Origin of the sequence: Leclercia tamurae, assembly GCF_025566055.1 — a bacterium.
Lineage (GTDB): Bacteria > Pseudomonadota > Gammaproteobacteria > Enterobacterales > Enterobacteriaceae > Enterobacter > Enterobacter tamurae.
Window position 1 is genome coordinate 1 of record NZ_JAMHKS010000062.1, and the last position, 13,782, is coordinate 13,782.

The window sequence follows — 13,782 nt, forward strand, 5'->3', positions numbered from 1 at the left end:
ATCCATGTCACTTTGAGTGCCCACACAGATTGTCTGATAAATTGTTAAAGAGCAGTGCAACGCGGCTTTCGCTCACCGTTGCGAGGTGGCGTATATTACGCTTTCCTCTTTCAGAGTCAAGCGATAACTTCACGCTTTTCTCTGCTGACCCGGCGGCTTGTTTGCCGTTGTTCCGTGTCAGTGGAGGCGCATTATAGGCAGTTCTTCTGGGGTGGCAAGTATAAAGTGAAAATTATTTGCTGACCGCTCACTTTCCAGGCAATTTTGCATCAAGAAACCTATTCTTGCCTGGTTTTTAAACAAAAACGAGCCCCTGAGGGCTCGTTTTTGCCGTTTTGTGACTTACTGCACTGCCACAATCTGGTCGTCTTTTTTCACCAGCTGTATCGTTTTGCCCGGGATCAGCTTCCCGGAGAGGATTTGCTGAGCCAGCGGGTTTTCGATCTGTTGCTGAATGGCGCGTTTTAAAGGACGAGCCCCGTACACCGGATCGTACCCATTTGCGCTCAGCAGCTGCAGTGCGTCATCCGCAATCTGCATTTCATATCCACGCTCTTCCAGACGTTTGTACAGACGCTGAAGCTGAATGCGGGCAATCGACGCAATGTGTTTTTCACCCAGCGGATGGAAGACCACCACTTCGTCGATACGGTTAATAAACTCAGGACGGAAGCTGTGGCTAACCACCCCTAGCACCAGATCCTTCATATGACCGTAATCGAGTTCGCCAAAACGTTCCTGAATCAGATCGGAACCCAGGTTCGAGGTCATAATGACAACCGTGTTACGGAAGTCGACCGTTCTCCCCTGGCCGTCCGTCAGACGCCCATCATCCAGCACCTGCAGCAGGATGTTAAACACATCCGGATGTGCCTTCTCGACTTCATCCAACAGGATGACGGAATATGGACGACGGCGAACCGCTTCTGTCAGATATCCGCCCTCTTCATAACCGACATATCCCGGAGGCGCACCCACGAGACGCGACACGGAATGTTTTTCCATAAACTCGGACATGTCGATACGCACCATCGCGTCATCGCTATCGAACATAAAGTTCGCCAGCGCCTTACACAGTTCCGTCTTACCGACACCGGTTGGCCCGAGGAACAGGAAGGAGCCAATTGGACGGTTAGGATCGGACAAACCTGCCCGACTACGTCGAATGGCATTCGATACTGCTTCAACCGCTTCATCCTGGCCAATAACGCGATGATGGAGATCCTCTTCCATTCTCAGCAGCTTGTCGCGTTCGCTCTCCATCATTCTGGCAACCGGGATCCCGGTCCAGCGCGCCAGCACGTCGGCAATTTCGACTTCCGTCACTTTATTACGTAACAGACGCATGGTTTTGCCTTCCTGCTGGGTTGCCGCTGCCAGCTGTTTTTCCAGCTCCGGAATTTTACCGTACTGCAGTTCAGACATCTGGGCCAGATCGCCCACGCGGCGCGCCTGTTCGATGGCGATTTTCGCCTGCTCCAGCTCAGCTTTAATAGTCTGAGTACCGGAAAGGGACGCTTTTTCCGCTTTCCACTCTTCCTCTAAGCCGGAATATTGACGCTCTTTGTCGCTCAGCTCTTCATTAAGCATATCCAGGCGCTTCTTACTCGCCTCATCCGACTCTTTCTTCAGCGCCTGCTGCTCAAGCTTGAGCTGAATGATTCGCCGATCGAGCCTGTCCAGCTCTTCCGGTTTCGAGTCTATCTGCATCCGGATGCTGGAGGCGGCCTCATCGATAAGGTCGATCGCTTTGTCTGGCAGTTGCCGGTCAGCGATATAGCGGTGCGACAAGGTCGCTGCCGCCACAATCGCCGGGTCAGTGATCTGCACGTGGTGGTGCAGCTCATAACGTTCTTTCAGGCCACGCAGAATGGCGATGGTATCTTCCACTGTCGGTTCAGCCACAAACACTTTCTGGAAGCGGCGTTCCAGGGCGGCATCTTTTTCAATGTACTGACGATACTCATCCAGCGTGGTAGCACCCACGCAGTGCAGCTCACCACGAGCCAGCGCCGGTTTCAGCATGTTCCCGGCATCCATGGCGCCGTCCGCTTTACCGGCACCCACCATGGTGTGCAGCTCATCAATAAACAGGATGACGTTACCCTCCTGTTTCGCCAGATCGTTAAGCACGCCTTTTAAGCGCTCTTCAAACTCACCGCGGTATTTGGCCCCGGCCACCAGAGCGCCCATATCCAGCGCCAGTACACGACGGCCTTTTAAGCCTTCAGGAACTTCACCATTCACGATACGCTGCGCTAACCCTTCGACAATGGCGGTTTTACCGACACCCGGCTCACCAATCAGCACCGGGTTATTTTTGGTCCGGCGCTGCAGAACCTGAATGGTACGGCGGATCTCTTCGTCACGACCAATGACCGGGTCAAGCTTGCCCTGCTCAGCGCGCTCAGTCAGATCGACCGTATATTTCTTCAATGCCTGACGCTGGTCCTCGGCACCCTGATCGTTCACGCTTTCACCTCCACGCATCTGTGCTATCGCCTGTGTCACGTTAGCGGTGGTTGCGCCGGCCGTTTTCAGCAGGTCGGTCAATGTGCCACGTGATTCAAGCGCCGCCAGAACAAAGAGCTCTGACGAAATAAAGTTGTCGCCGCGTTTCTGCGCCAGTTTGTCGCAAAGATTCAGTACGCGAACCAGATCCTGGGACGGTTGTACATCTCCGCCCGTGCCTTCTACCTGGGGTAGACGACTTAATGCCTGATCGATGGCTGTACGTAACTGGCCCGCATTAATGCCGGCAGACGTGAGTAAAGGACGAACCGATCCCCCCTCCTGATTCAGTAAGGCGCTCATGAGATGAAGAGGTTCGATAAATTGGTTGTCGTGCCCCAGCGCGAGTGACTGGGCATCAGCGAGTGCAAGCTGGAATTTATTAGTAAGACGATCCAGACGCATAACTCCTCCCATAACAGGTCAAAATTGCTACTGGAGATTAAATGAGGTCATCCCTCAATTATTCAAGGTGAATGACCTGAATTATGCGAAAAGAAAACGGCGCGTACCGGATCGTCTTGATTCTATAGGTTATATCAGCCAAATGAAACTTGCCATACGACCTGTTGTCTTGTCGCGACGATAAGAAAAGAAATCACCCTTTTCGGTGAAGGTGCAGCGATCGCCGCCATAGATTTGACTGATACCGAGATGGGTCAGGCGTTGACGGGCAAGCTGATAAATATCTGCCATGTACTTCTCCCCCGCCGGGCGAAAAGCGCTCTCTGCCTGCGGATCGTGCGCCATAAAGGCATCACGGACTTCCGGACCGACTTCGAAGGCCTGGGGACCAATCGCCGGACCGAGCCAGGCGAGGATGTTATCCGCGCTGTCAGCAAAGCAGGCAACGGTTTCTTCCAGCACGCCAGCACATAACCCGCGCCAGCCAGCATGGGCGGCAGCGACTTCGGTGCCCGCACGGTTGCAGAAAAGCACCGGCAGGCAGTCGGCGGTCATGACAGCACACACCGTGCCAGGAGTATTGCTGTAAGAGGCATCGGCGCGTTTCGAGGCATAAGGTTCGCCGGTAAGGCTGAGAACAGCCGTACCATGAACCTGCTCAAGCCAGACCGGTTTCGAGGGTAACTGGCCAGCAGCAAACAACCGCTTACGATTCTCTTCCACATGGTTGAGATCGTCGCCACAGTGCGCGCCCAGGTTTAAGGACTCCCAGGCTCCCTCGCTGACACCCCCGATGCGGGTGGAACTGCAGGCCGCCACGCCTGCTGGCGCCGGCCACTCAGGGACAATCAGTTTGGTCATAACCAGTCCACGGCGTCCTTATGCTCTTCAAAATCGGCGCGCATGGCGTCGATAAGATCCACCATATCCTGTGGAATTGGCGCATGCCACTCCATCTCAATACCGGTGATCGGATGATAGAGACGCAGCATCGTCGCATGCAGAGCCTGGCGATCAAATTTACGCAGCATGGCGATAAACTCTTCTGACGCCCCTTTTGGCGGACGCGGACGGCCACCGTACAGCTGATCGCCCACCAGCGGATGGGTGATGTGCGACATATGCACGCGGATCTGGTGAGTACGACCGGTTTCCAGACGCAGACGCAAACGAGTGTGGATGCGGAAATGTTCCATGATGCGATAGTGCGTGACCGCCGGTTTACCCATCGGATGAACCGACATATGGGTACGCTTGGTCGGGTGGCGACTGATAGGCTGCTCTACGGTACCGCCGGAGGTCATATGACCAATTGCCACCGCTTCGTATTCACGAGTGATTTCACGCAGCTGCAGTGACTCAACCAGACGCGTTTGCGCTGGAATAGTTTTGGCCACGACCATCAGGCCGGTGGTGTCTTTATCCAGACGGTGAACGATCCCCGCACGGGGTACGTCAGCGATCGGCGGATAATAGTGCAGCAGTGCATTCAGCACTGTGCCATCAGGGTTGCCTGCGCCAGGGTGTACAACAAAGTCACGAGGCTTGTTGATCACTAAAATGTCGTCATCTTCGTAGACGATGTTCAGCGGAATATCCTGGGCTTCAAAACGGACTTCTTCTTCGATATCAGCATTGATGGCGACCACTTCCCCACCCAACACTTTCTCTTTTGGCTTGTCCCAGATCTTGCCGTTTACCAGCACGCGCTGGTCAAGAATCCATTCTTTTATGCGTGAACGCGAATAATCAGGGAACATTTCGGCCAAAGCCTGATCTAAGCGTTGTCCGAGCTGTTTTTCGGAGACTGTTGCGGTGAGTTCTACTCGTTGTGCCATAGACTGCTTCTTCGTTTAACGTTGGGTTTTACGGCTTTGCCGTTTAATATAGTGTGCTATTGTAGCTGGTCTTAATCGGGAGCAGGAAAGATTCTCCCGGACAAACATTTGAGGAAAGTCAAAACGTCATGACGCGCATGAAATATCTGGTGGCAGCGGCCACGTTGAGCCTGGCTTTGGTGGGCTGCTCCGGTTCGGGTGAACAGGTCCCTGACAATCCGCCGAATGAAATCTATGCGACTGCTCAGCAAAAGCTGCAGGACGGTAACTGGAAACAGGCGATAACGCAACTGGAAGCGCTGGATAATCGTTATCCATTTGGCCCGTATTCCCAGCAGGTACAGTTAGATCTGATCTACGCTTACTATAAAAATGCCGATCTGCCACTGGCCCAGGCGACGATTGATCGCTTTATGCGTCTGAATCCGACCCATCCCAATATTGATTACGTCATGTATATGCGCGGCCTGACTAACATGGCGCTGGATGACAGTGCGCTGCAAGGCTTCTTTGGGGTGGATCGTTCAGACCGAGACCCTCAGCATGCCCGCGATGCGTTCAATGACTTCTCCAAACTGGTACGTGGCTATCCGAATAGCCAGTACGTGACGGATGCCAGCAAACGTCTGGTGTTCCTGAAAGATCGTCTGGCGAAATATGAATACTCTGTTGCGGAATACTATACCCGCCGCGGGGCATATGTTGCCGTCGTGAACCGTGTTGAAGGCATGCTGCGTGATTATCCGGATACTCAGGCAACACGCGATGGCCTGAAGCTGATGGAAAATGCCTATCGCGAGCTGCAGATGACATCCCAGGCTGACAAAGTGGCGAAGATCATCGCCGCCAACAGCAGCAGCTCCTGATTCTTCTGGTAGATAAATGCAAAACGGCAGCCTCAGGGCTGCCGTTTTTTTATCCATTTTCGGATTAAGCTGAACCGGTTTAGCTTGCACCAATCCTATCAACTATGGCCGCAATTTCTTATTACGACAAGGCAAAAGTTGCTTCTTCCTGTCCTGCCTCACAAAAAGAATCCGTTGACAAAAAGTGACATTAAAATGTGATTTGGATCACACAAATTGACATTAAGAACGGTATGCTGGAATCACCAAGACGGGAAAGACAAGAGGTAAAATTTATGACAATGAACATTACCAGTAAACAAATGGAAATTACTCCGGCTATCCGCCAGCACGTCGCAGACCGTCTCGCCAAACTGGATAAATGGCAAACACACTTGATTAACCCGCATATCATTCTCTCTAAGGAGCCACAGGGTTTCATCGCTGACGCAACTATCAATACTCCAAACGGCCATCTGGTCGCCAGCGCGAAACATGAGGATATGTACACTGCAATCAACGATTTGATTAACAAGCTGGAACGGCAGCTCAATAAAGTGCAACACAAAGGTGAAGCCCGTCGCGCCGCAACATCGGTGAAAGACGCCAGCTTCGCAGAAGAAGTTGAAGATGAATAATCCTTTACATTGAGTCTATCGCCAACGCGCCTTCGGGCGCGTTTTTTGTTTTTTATTGACAGGGTGAAAACAGTGCGGGTACTTTAAGACTGTCTTTTGAAGGAATCATCCATGACCCTTAAACCGTTTTTCTTCGCATTCTTTTTTACCTTCCCCTGATTGGGAGGCGTTTCGTCGTGTGATAAAGAATGCGAAGACGAACAACAAGGCCTCCCACACCGGGGGGCCTTTTTTATTGATAACGATAATATGATTAAGGCAACGCTATGACACCGGAAAACCCGTTACTGGATCTGCGAGACAAGATCAGCGCTCTGGATGAAAAATTGCTGTCGCTGCTGGCCGAACGCCGTGCGCTGGTCGTAGAGGTAGGAAAAGCAAAGCTGGCGTCGCATCGTCCGGTACGCGACATCGATCGTGAGCGCGACCTGCTGGAACGCCTGATCAATCTCGGCAAGACCCACCATCTGGATGCACACTACATTACCCGCCTGTTCCAGCTGATTATTGAAGACTCCGTCCTGACGCAGCAGGCGTTGCTGCAACAGCATCTCAACAAGACCAACCCGCATTCGGCGCGTATTGCCTTCCTGGGGCCAAAAGGGTCCTATTCCCATCTCGCCGCGCGTCAGTATGCGGCCCGTCACTTCGAAGAGTTTATTGAGAGCGGCTGCGCGAAGTTCGCGGATATCTTCAACCAGGTCGAGACCGGACAAGCAGATTACGCTGTCGTGCCGATCGAGAATACCAGTTCCGGCGCGATCAACGACGTGTACGATTTGCTCCAGCACACCACCCTGTCGCTGGTTGGCGAGATGACAATCCCTATCGACCATTGCGTGCTGGTATCCGGCACCACCGACCTCGACAAAATCGAGACGGTTTACAGCCATCCGCAACCCTTCCAGCAGTGCAGTCAGTTCCTGAACCGTTATCCGGGCTGGAAAATTGAATATACCGAGAGCACCTCGGCGGCGATGGAAAAAGTGGCGCAGGCCAACTCCCCTACAGTGGCCGCGCTGGGCAGCGAAGCGGGCGGCGCGCTGTATGGGTTGCAGGTACTGGAGCGTAACCTCGCTAACCAGACGCAAAACATCACCCGCTTCATCGTGCTGGCGCGTAAGGCGATCAACGTTTCCGATCAGGTTCCGGCTAAGACTACCCTGCTGATGGCGACCGGTCAGCAGGCCGGTGCGCTGGTAGAAGCCCTGCTGGTACTGCGCAATCACAATCTGATTATGACCAAACTGGAATCACGCCCGATTAATGGCAACCCGTGGGAAGAGATGTTTTATCTCGACATCCAGGCCAACCTGGAATCTGCATCCCTGCAGAAAGCCCTGCGTGAACTGGGTGAGATCACCCGTTCGATGAAGGTGCTGGGCTGCTATCCGGGCGAAAACGTGGTCCCGGTTGATCCGGCTTAACGCGCTATAAACGGGCCTTTTTTCACCCCTGCCACGCTGACGGGCAGGGTGAAAATGGCACCCGAAAGGGGATAGGCCGCAATCTCCTCAGGCTCCATATTCTCCCGGGTGGTGGTGATAAACAGCGTCTGCATATCATCGCCACCGAAACAGACCATCGTCGGATATCGCACCGGCAACCGGTACTCTTCCAGCTGTTCACCCTGGGGTGAAAAACGTGCGATCCGCCAGCCGTCGAACAGCGCGCTCCAGTAACATCCTTCGACATCCACGGCCGCACCATCCGGGATCCCCTCCCCCGGCTTGAACCGACGGAAGACCTCCCGTTTACCCGGCTCGCCCTGCTCATCCAGCGGGGTGCGATAGATCACCGCGTTAGGGGTGTCGGAGGTATACATCCATTGCCTGTCGTCGCTGAATGCCAGGCCGTTATGACCGTGGATATCACACTGAATGACCTCCGGCGTCAGGTCGTTATCGATCCGCATTAGCAGAGCACCGTTGTAGTCCCCCGGCGCCCAGAAGGTGCCCGCATAGAAGCGGCCAAAATGATCGGTTCCCCCGTCATTAAAACGCGCCAGCTGCGGGTTGGACGGATTATCACAGACCTTGCGTTGCAGCAGGCCGTGTTTATCCGCCAGCCAGATGCCCGTCCGCATGGCGACAATAAAGCCCCCACCCTCGCGTAGCGCGAAGCAGCCCACCTCTTCATGGAAGGATAAAACCTTGTGTTCACCTGTGGCGAGGTGGTAACGATGGATCTCGCCCTCCAGAATATCCGCCCAGTAGAGGGCGCTTTCCGCTTCGCTCCAGGTCGGACACTCCGGTAAGTGCCCCGTATATTCAAACAGAACGCGTGGTTCAGCCATGACGAATCCCCAAAATGAAAAAAGCCAGCAGTGCTGGCTTTCAGTATATACATCATCAGATTACTGGCGACTGTCATTCGCCTGCCGTAGCAGAATGCGACTCTCGCTCTGGAAGCGTTGGGCATAATCGCCAAACCAGTGTTCTACCTTACGGAAGCTGTCGATAAACGCCTGCTTATCGCCGTGTTCCAGGAGAGTGATCGCCTCCCCAAAACGCTGGTAGTAACGCTTGATCAGCGCCAGGTTATTGCCCGAAGACATAATGATATCTGCATAAAGCTGCGGATCCTGGGCAAACAGACGTCCGACCATTGCCAGTTCGAGACGATAGATCGGTGACGACAGCGACAGCAGCTGCTCGAGCTGAACATTCTCTTCCGCCAGGTGCAGGCCATACGCGAAGGTTGCGAAGTGGCGCAGCGCCTGGATAAAGGCCATGTTCTGATCGTGCTCGACGGCGCTGATCCGGTGCAACCGCGCGCCCCACACCTGAATCTGCTCCAGAAACCACTGGTAGGCTTCAGGCTGACGGCCATCGCAGTAGACGACTACCTGCTTCGCCAGGCTGCCGCTGTCCGGGCCGAACATCGGGTGCAGCCCCAGCACCGGGCCGTTATGTGCGGCCAGCATCGCCTGCAGCGGACCATTTTTTACCGAGGCCAGATCGACCAGAATGCAGTCTTCCGGCAGCGGTGGCAGTTTAGCAATAATCTCTTCGGTGACATGAATCGGGACGCTGACAATGACCATGCCCGCGTCGGCAACCATCGTCTGCGCCTGGGCCCAGTCCTCTTTTTCGAGAATGCGCACCTGGTAACCAGAGAGCGTCAGCATCTTCTCAAACAGACGCCCCATCTGCCCGCCGCCACCGACAATCACCACCGGACGCAGGGTCGGACAGAGCGTTTTAAAACCTTTGTCGTTTTCGCTGGAGTAAGACTCACGCATCACGCGGCGCAGCACATCTTCAATCAGATCCGGCGAGACGCCCAGCGCCTGGGCCTCTTTGCGCCGGGAGGCCAGCATAGAGGCTTCGCGCTCCGGCACGTAAATCGGCAAACCGTATTTACTTTTCACTTCGCCGACTTCAGCAACCAGAGCCATACGGCGCGCCAGCAAATCCAGCAGCGCCTTATCCACCTCGTCAATTTGATCGCGCAAGGCGGTCAATTCAGCAACCATAACAAACCTCTTAAGCCAGACGCGTCGCCAGCTGGCCGTTCAAATCTTTGTGGATCTCACGCAGCAGCGCATCGGTGGTTTCCCAGCTGATGCAGGCATCGGTTACGGAAACCCCGTGCTTCATGGCGCTGCGCGGCTGTTCGGATGACTGATTGCCTTCATGGATGTTGCTCTCAATCATCAGGCCAATAATCGAACGGTTGCCATCTTTGATCTGCGCGATGACGGATTCCGCCACCGCAGGCTGACGACGGTAATCTTTATTCGAATTACCATGACTGCAATCTACCATCAGTGCCGGACGCAGTCCCGCCTGTTCCATCTCTTTTTCACACTGGGCAACATCTGCCGGGCTGTAGTTTGGCGCTTTGCCACCGCGCAGGATGACGTGGCCATCCGGGTTGCCCTGGGTCTGCAGCAGACAGACCTGGCCGGCCTGGTTGATGCCGACGAAACGGTGCGGCATGGCCGCAGCACGCATGGCGTTGATGGCTGTCGCCAGGCTACCGTCGGTACCGTTTTTAAAGCCAACCGGCATTGAGAGACCGGAGGCCATTTCACGGTGAGTTTGTGATTCAGTGGTACGTGCGCCAATGGCGGACCAGCTGAACAGATCGCCCAGGTATTGTGGGCTGTTCGGATCCAGCGCTTCCGTTGCCAGCGGCAGGCCCATGTTAACCAGCTCCACCAGAAGATTACGCGCAATCTTCAGGCCAGCTTCCACATCAAACGAGCCATCCATGTGCGGATCGTTAATTAACCCTTTCCAGCCGACGGTGGTGCGGGGTTTTTCAAAATAGACGCGCATGACCAGGTAGAGGCTATCGCTGACCTCCTCGGCCAGAGCTTTAAAACGGTGTGCATATTCGATGGCGGTTTCTGGATCATGAATGGAGCACGGACCACACACCACCAGCAGACGCGGATCGCGCCCGGCAATAATGTCGGAGATGGTCTGGCGGGAGTGCGCAATTTGCGCCTCTTGCTCAACGCTCAGCGGAAATTCCGCTTTCAGTTGATCCGGGGTGATCAGAATATGTTCATCACTAATATGTACGTTGTTCAGCGCGTCTTTTTGCATGATTGCGATCCTGGAAGCTCGTTTGCGATAGTGGTTTCCTCAATGAGGAAGCCCAACGATACCACACCGAGTAAAGATTTCAATCCAAAATACGTAAATAATACTTTACACCACCCACTTTTAAGCAAAAAATATTCGATTATCGCGTAACGTAAAAATTACAGGGTAGGTTATCCACGCCAGGCTATGCTCAATGAAAAAGGAGAATGTCTTATGCGCCTGATTGTTACCTCCCTGCTGTGCCTGTTTTTAACCGCCTGTCAGATCGATCCTTATACCCATCAACCTCACTGGACGGGAACCGACTGGTATGATGCTGGAAAAGAAGACGCCATGAATGGCGTGGCGGTAAAATCCAATGAAAGCCTGGCGGCTAATTTCAACGACACCAAAGTGGATCGCCCGGCCTATCTCAGCGGATATAAAGACGGGCAAGAAAAAATATGTCAGGAAAATTTTGTTTACGCCTGGGGATTAGCCGGCCGAATATTCCCCGCCAGCTGTGATACCGCGGAAAACGCCACCACCCTTCGTACCGCCTGGCAACAGGGAATGAATGAAGGAACGAAAGCCACTCGTTTAAATTAATTCTGTCAACGCCAGCCCGATTAATTAAGAAAGTAAGATTGTACTTAAGCCTCCGAACAGGCTTTTGGTATAATGACTGTATGGGCAAAAAATGGTATTCTGCCGGCGAAACTCAAGGACTACTATTTCCAGAGTGGTATGGCGGATTCGGGTGTGTAACTTTTTTCTTATCTTCTGGTACCGGATGGCATTGGTACTGTTGTTATCCATGCCCTGTGGACTTGCTATTGGCGGAATCTTATCCGAAACGGATAGATCGGTACGCTCTATTGTCTCCGGGATCGTCAGTTACACCCATTGGCCTGCGCTCTCTGGCAAGCCGAATCTGTGTATCTTTGCCTCTTCCCACTATGTTGAGGCGCTCAGCAGCAATGGACCGGATGCGCTGCCCTATACCCCCGTGATTATTCATGACGATCGGGATGCATTAAATGCAGAATGTCACGCGCTCTATTTTGGCAACGAATCCCCGACCCACCAGCTTGAATTAAGCCAGGCGTTTCATGCCAGACCTTTACTATTAATTGCGGAGCATAATCCGCAATGCCTCACAGGTAGTGCTTTCTGCCTGATAATAGACAGTGCCAGAGTAAGGTTTTCCGTCAATCTGGATGTACTGTCGCGCAGCGGAGTCAGAGTCAATCCTGATGTGTTAATGCTCGCACGGAATAAAAAGCATGAATAAGGAAATGACCTCAGCGCCGCGTCCAACATTCAAACGGACCCTGCGGCGCATCAGTATAATTAGTGTCCTCATTACGATGACGCTGGTCTGGTTATTATTGTGCATTGCTTCAGTGGTAACGCTAAAACAGTATGCGCAACGAAACCTTGAATTAACCAGCGCTACCATGAGCCGCAGCCTGGAGGCGACGCTGGTCTTTAATGATGCCGCCGCCGCCAACGACGCGCTGGCTTCACTCGGCAAGCAGGGGCAGTTCTCGGCAGCCGAACTGCTGGATCGCTACGATCATCGTTTTGCCGCGTGGTCGATGGGGCCGAACAGTGAGGCGGATCCGCTCAGCCAGCTGGTCAGCCAGTGGTTATTCCCGCATCCCATCAGACAGCGCGTCTGGCACAACAATTTGCCGATCGGTGAGCTACACCTTACCGCGCGGGACAGCCTGATCGGCCACTTCCTCTGGACCTCGCTGGCAGTATTAACCGGCTGCCTTGTGTTTGCCTCTCTGGTGGCGTTAACCATCACCCGCACCCTGCATAATGGCGTAGTGACCGCCCTGCAAAACATTACCGATGTGGTGCATGACGTGCGGACCAACCGCAACTTCTCCCGCCGGGTATCTCAGGAACGCATTCAGGAATTTCATCGCTTCGGTCAGGACTTCAACAGCCTGCTGGATGAGATGGAAGAGTGGCAGCTAAAGCTGCAGGCCAAAAACGCCCAGCTGATGCGCACCGCCATGCACGATCCGCTGACCGGTCTGGCTAACCGGGCCGCGTTTCGCATCCGTATTGCGGCGCTGATGAATGATTCCTCCGCGCGGAACAACTCCGCCCTGCTGTTCCTCGATGGGGATGACTTTAAGCGTATTAACGATACCTGGGGCCATGCCGCAGGCGATTCGGTACTGATTGAAGTGGCCCGCAGAATGGTCGAATTCGGCGGCGGACAACATCAGTCTTACCGTCTGGGTGGGGATGAGTTTGCCATCATTCTGTATAGCGTCCAGTCGGAACACGACGTGCTGCGCCTCTGCGCCGCGCTGACGCAACAATTCAGCCCGTCCTATGAACTGCACAACGGGTTCTCCTCCCGGATGTCGCTCAGCATTGGCTACGCGCTGAGCTGGCAGCATCACTCCGTTGAAGCGTTACTGGAGCAAGCCGACCGGAATATGTATCTGGTGAAGCACCAGCGTTCGAAAATCACACCGTAGAAAGGAACACATTATGTTAAGGCGATACGCCGCACCGCTGTTTATGGCATCAATGCTGCTGGCCGGATGCCAGACGCCGCAGGGCAAATTCAGCGCTGAGCAGGTCGCCGCCATGAAGTCTTATGGCTTTAATGAGACGAACGGCGACTGGTCGCTCGGCCTCTCGGCGAAGATCCTGTTTGGTAAAAACGAATATAAGCTGCAGCCAGAGAGCGAGGAGCAGATTAAAAGCATGGCTGCGCGTCTTGCCGCCACGGGTCTGACCCACGCGCGGATGGACGGCCATACCGATAATTATGGCGAAGAGCGTTACAACAAAGCATTATCCCTGAAGCGGGCGAATGTGGTTGCCGATGCCTGGGCGCAGGGCTCAAACATTCCGCGCAGCAATCTGACAACCCAGGGGCTGGGTCAGCAATATCCTGTCGCGGACAATAAAACCGGTCAGGGACGTGCTGAAAACCGCCGCGTGGCGGTAGTGATCAGCACGCCCTGAGGCA

The 13,782-nt window shown here is 54.0% G+C and carries 14 protein-coding genes and 1 other annotated feature; of the genes, 8 read left to right on the forward strand and 6 right to left on the reverse strand.

The annotated features are described in order from the left end of the window. Positions 1-342 precede the first annotated feature (342 nt). The 3 genes from clpB to rluD form a co-directional block, all read right to left on the reverse strand. Positions 343-2,916 (reverse strand): ATP-dependent chaperone ClpB, encoded by a 2,574-nt coding sequence (clpB, locus tag M8318_RS02470; protein ID WP_225758263.1) that lies wholly within the window; start codon positions 2,914-2,916, stop codon positions 343-345. 129 nt (positions 2,917-3,045) lie between these two features. Next, complete coding sequence (gene yfiH / locus M8318_RS02475; RefSeq protein WP_262660882.1) at positions 3,046-3,777, reverse strand: purine nucleoside phosphorylase YfiH; 732 nt, start codon at positions 3,775-3,777, stop codon at positions 3,046-3,048. Beyond that, positions 3,774-4,754, reverse strand: a complete 981-nt coding sequence (gene rluD / locus M8318_RS02480) for a 23S rRNA pseudouridine(1911/1915/1917) synthase RluD (RefSeq protein ID WP_262660883.1) — start codon at positions 4,752-4,754, stop codon at positions 3,774-3,776. The genes yfiH and rluD overlap by 4 nt, the downstream gene beginning before the upstream one ends. Before the next feature lie 128 nt (positions 4,755-4,882). On the opposite strand from rluD, the gene bamD reads away from it, so the two are divergent. The 4 genes from bamD to pheA all read left to right on the forward strand — a co-directional run bounded on the left by bamD (position 4,883) and on the right by pheA (position 7,664). Further along, positions 4,883-5,620, forward strand: coding sequence for an outer membrane protein assembly factor BamD (bamD, locus tag M8318_RS02485; protein ID WP_106995039.1), 738 nt, complete (start codon positions 4,883-4,885; stop codon positions 5,618-5,620). 275 nt (positions 5,621-5,895) lie between these two features. Then, the gene (gene raiA, locus M8318_RS02490) at positions 5,896-6,237 is read left to right on the forward strand and encodes a ribosome-associated translation inhibitor RaiA (RefSeq protein WP_106995038.1); all 342 of its coding nucleotides are present in this window, start codon (positions 5,896-5,898) and stop codon (positions 6,235-6,237) included. A 110-nt stretch (positions 6,238-6,347) separates the two neighbouring features. After that, positions 6,348-6,473, forward strand: a sequence feature (Phe leader region). Beyond that, a complete protein-coding gene (gene pheL / locus M8318_RS02495; protein ID WP_262660915.1) occupies positions 6,349-6,396 on the forward strand; it encodes a pheA operon leader peptide PheL in 48 nt (15 codons plus the stop codon). Its footprint overlaps the feature before it by 48 nt. A gap of 30 nt (positions 6,474-6,503) precedes the next feature. Continuing rightward, entirely contained in the window at positions 6,504-7,664 is a 1,161-nt protein-coding gene (gene pheA / locus M8318_RS02500; protein WP_262660884.1) for a bifunctional chorismate mutase/prephenate dehydratase, read from the forward strand. On the opposite strand, the gene M8318_RS02505 is transcribed toward pheA, so the two are convergent. Genes M8318_RS02505 through aroF form a run of 3 tightly spaced genes read right to left on the reverse strand, consistent with a single transcriptional unit; the run spans position 7,661 to position 10,796 of the window. Beyond that, the gene (locus M8318_RS02505; protein WP_262660885.1) at positions 7,661-8,533 is read right to left on the reverse strand and encodes an SMP-30/gluconolactonase/LRE family protein; all 873 of its coding nucleotides are present in this window, start codon (positions 8,531-8,533) and stop codon (positions 7,661-7,663) included. The two genes, pheA and M8318_RS02505, sit on opposite strands and share 4 nt — an antisense overlap. 60 nt (positions 8,534-8,593) lie before the next feature. Continuing rightward, positions 8,594-9,715: a bifunctional chorismate mutase/prephenate dehydrogenase gene (gene tyrA / locus M8318_RS02510; protein ID WP_106995035.1), complete on the reverse strand. Its 1,122-nt coding sequence runs from the start codon at positions 9,713-9,715 to the stop codon at positions 8,594-8,596. Between the two features lie 10 nt (positions 9,716-9,725). Beyond that, complete coding sequence (gene aroF / locus M8318_RS02515) at positions 9,726-10,796, reverse strand: 3-deoxy-7-phosphoheptulonate synthase AroF (protein WP_262660886.1); 1,071 nt, start codon at positions 10,794-10,796, stop codon at positions 9,726-9,728. A 213-nt stretch (positions 10,797-11,009) separates the two neighbouring features. Here aroF and M8318_RS02520 point away from each other — a divergent pair, with 213 nt between their 5' ends. The 4 genes from M8318_RS02520 to M8318_RS02535 all read left to right on the forward strand — a co-directional run bounded on the left by M8318_RS02520 (position 11,010) and on the right by M8318_RS02535 (position 13,778). After that, a complete protein-coding gene (locus M8318_RS02520) occupies positions 11,010-11,384 on the forward strand; it encodes a DUF2799 domain-containing protein (protein WP_262660916.1) in 375 nt (124 codons plus the stop codon). A 184-nt stretch (positions 11,385-11,568) separates the two neighbouring features. Then, positions 11,569-12,069, forward strand: a complete 501-nt coding sequence (locus M8318_RS02525; RefSeq protein WP_262660887.1) for a YfiR family protein — start codon at positions 11,569-11,571, stop codon at positions 12,067-12,069. Further along, positions 12,062-13,282, forward strand: a complete 1,221-nt coding sequence (gene dgcN / locus M8318_RS02530) for a diguanylate cyclase DgcN (RefSeq protein WP_262660888.1) — start codon at positions 12,062-12,064, stop codon at positions 13,280-13,282. Before M8318_RS02525 ends, dgcN begins: the two co-directional genes overlap by 8 nt. A 13-nt stretch (positions 13,283-13,295) precedes the next feature. Continuing rightward, positions 13,296-13,778: an OmpA family protein gene (locus M8318_RS02535; protein WP_262660889.1), complete on the forward strand. Its 483-nt coding sequence runs from the start codon at positions 13,296-13,298 to the stop codon at positions 13,776-13,778. Positions 13,779-13,782: the final 4 nt, after the last annotated feature.

Coding starts and splice junctions, on each gene's coding strand:
- clpB (WP_225758263.1), bottom strand. CDS start 2,916: ATGCGTCTGGATCGTCTTACTAATAAATTCCAGCTTGCACTCGCTGAT.
- yfiH (WP_262660882.1), bottom strand. CDS start 3,777: ATGACCAAACTGATTGTCCCTGAGTGGCCGGCGCCAGCAGGCGTGGCG.
- rluD (WP_262660883.1), bottom strand. CDS start 4,754: ATGGCACAACGAGTAGAACTCACCGCAACAGTCTCCGAAAAACAGCTC.
- bamD (WP_106995039.1), top strand. CDS start 4,883: ATGACGCGCATGAAATATCTGGTGGCAGCGGCCACGTTGAGCCTGGCT.
- raiA (WP_106995038.1), top strand. CDS start 5,896: ATGACAATGAACATTACCAGTAAACAAATGGAAATTACTCCGGCTATC.
- pheA (WP_262660884.1), top strand. CDS start 6,504: ATGACACCGGAAAACCCGTTACTGGATCTGCGAGACAAGATCAGCGCT.
- M8318_RS02505 (WP_262660885.1), bottom strand. CDS start 8,533: ATGGCTGAACCACGCGTTCTGTTTGAATATACGGGGCACTTACCGGAG.
- tyrA (WP_106995035.1), bottom strand. CDS start 9,715: ATGGTTGCTGAATTGACCGCCTTGCGCGATCAAATTGACGAGGTGGAT.
- aroF (WP_262660886.1), bottom strand. CDS start 10,796: ATGCAAAAAGACGCGCTGAACAACGTACATATTAGTGATGAACATATT.
- M8318_RS02520 (WP_262660916.1), top strand. CDS start 11,010: ATGCGCCTGATTGTTACCTCCCTGCTGTGCCTGTTTTTAACCGCCTGT.
- M8318_RS02525 (WP_262660887.1), top strand. CDS start 11,569: ATGGCATTGGTACTGTTGTTATCCATGCCCTGTGGACTTGCTATTGGC.
- dgcN (WP_262660888.1), top strand. CDS start 12,062: ATGAATAAGGAAATGACCTCAGCGCCGCGTCCAACATTCAAACGGACC.
- M8318_RS02535 (WP_262660889.1), top strand. CDS start 13,296: ATGTTAAGGCGATACGCCGCACCGCTGTTTATGGCATCAATGCTGCTG.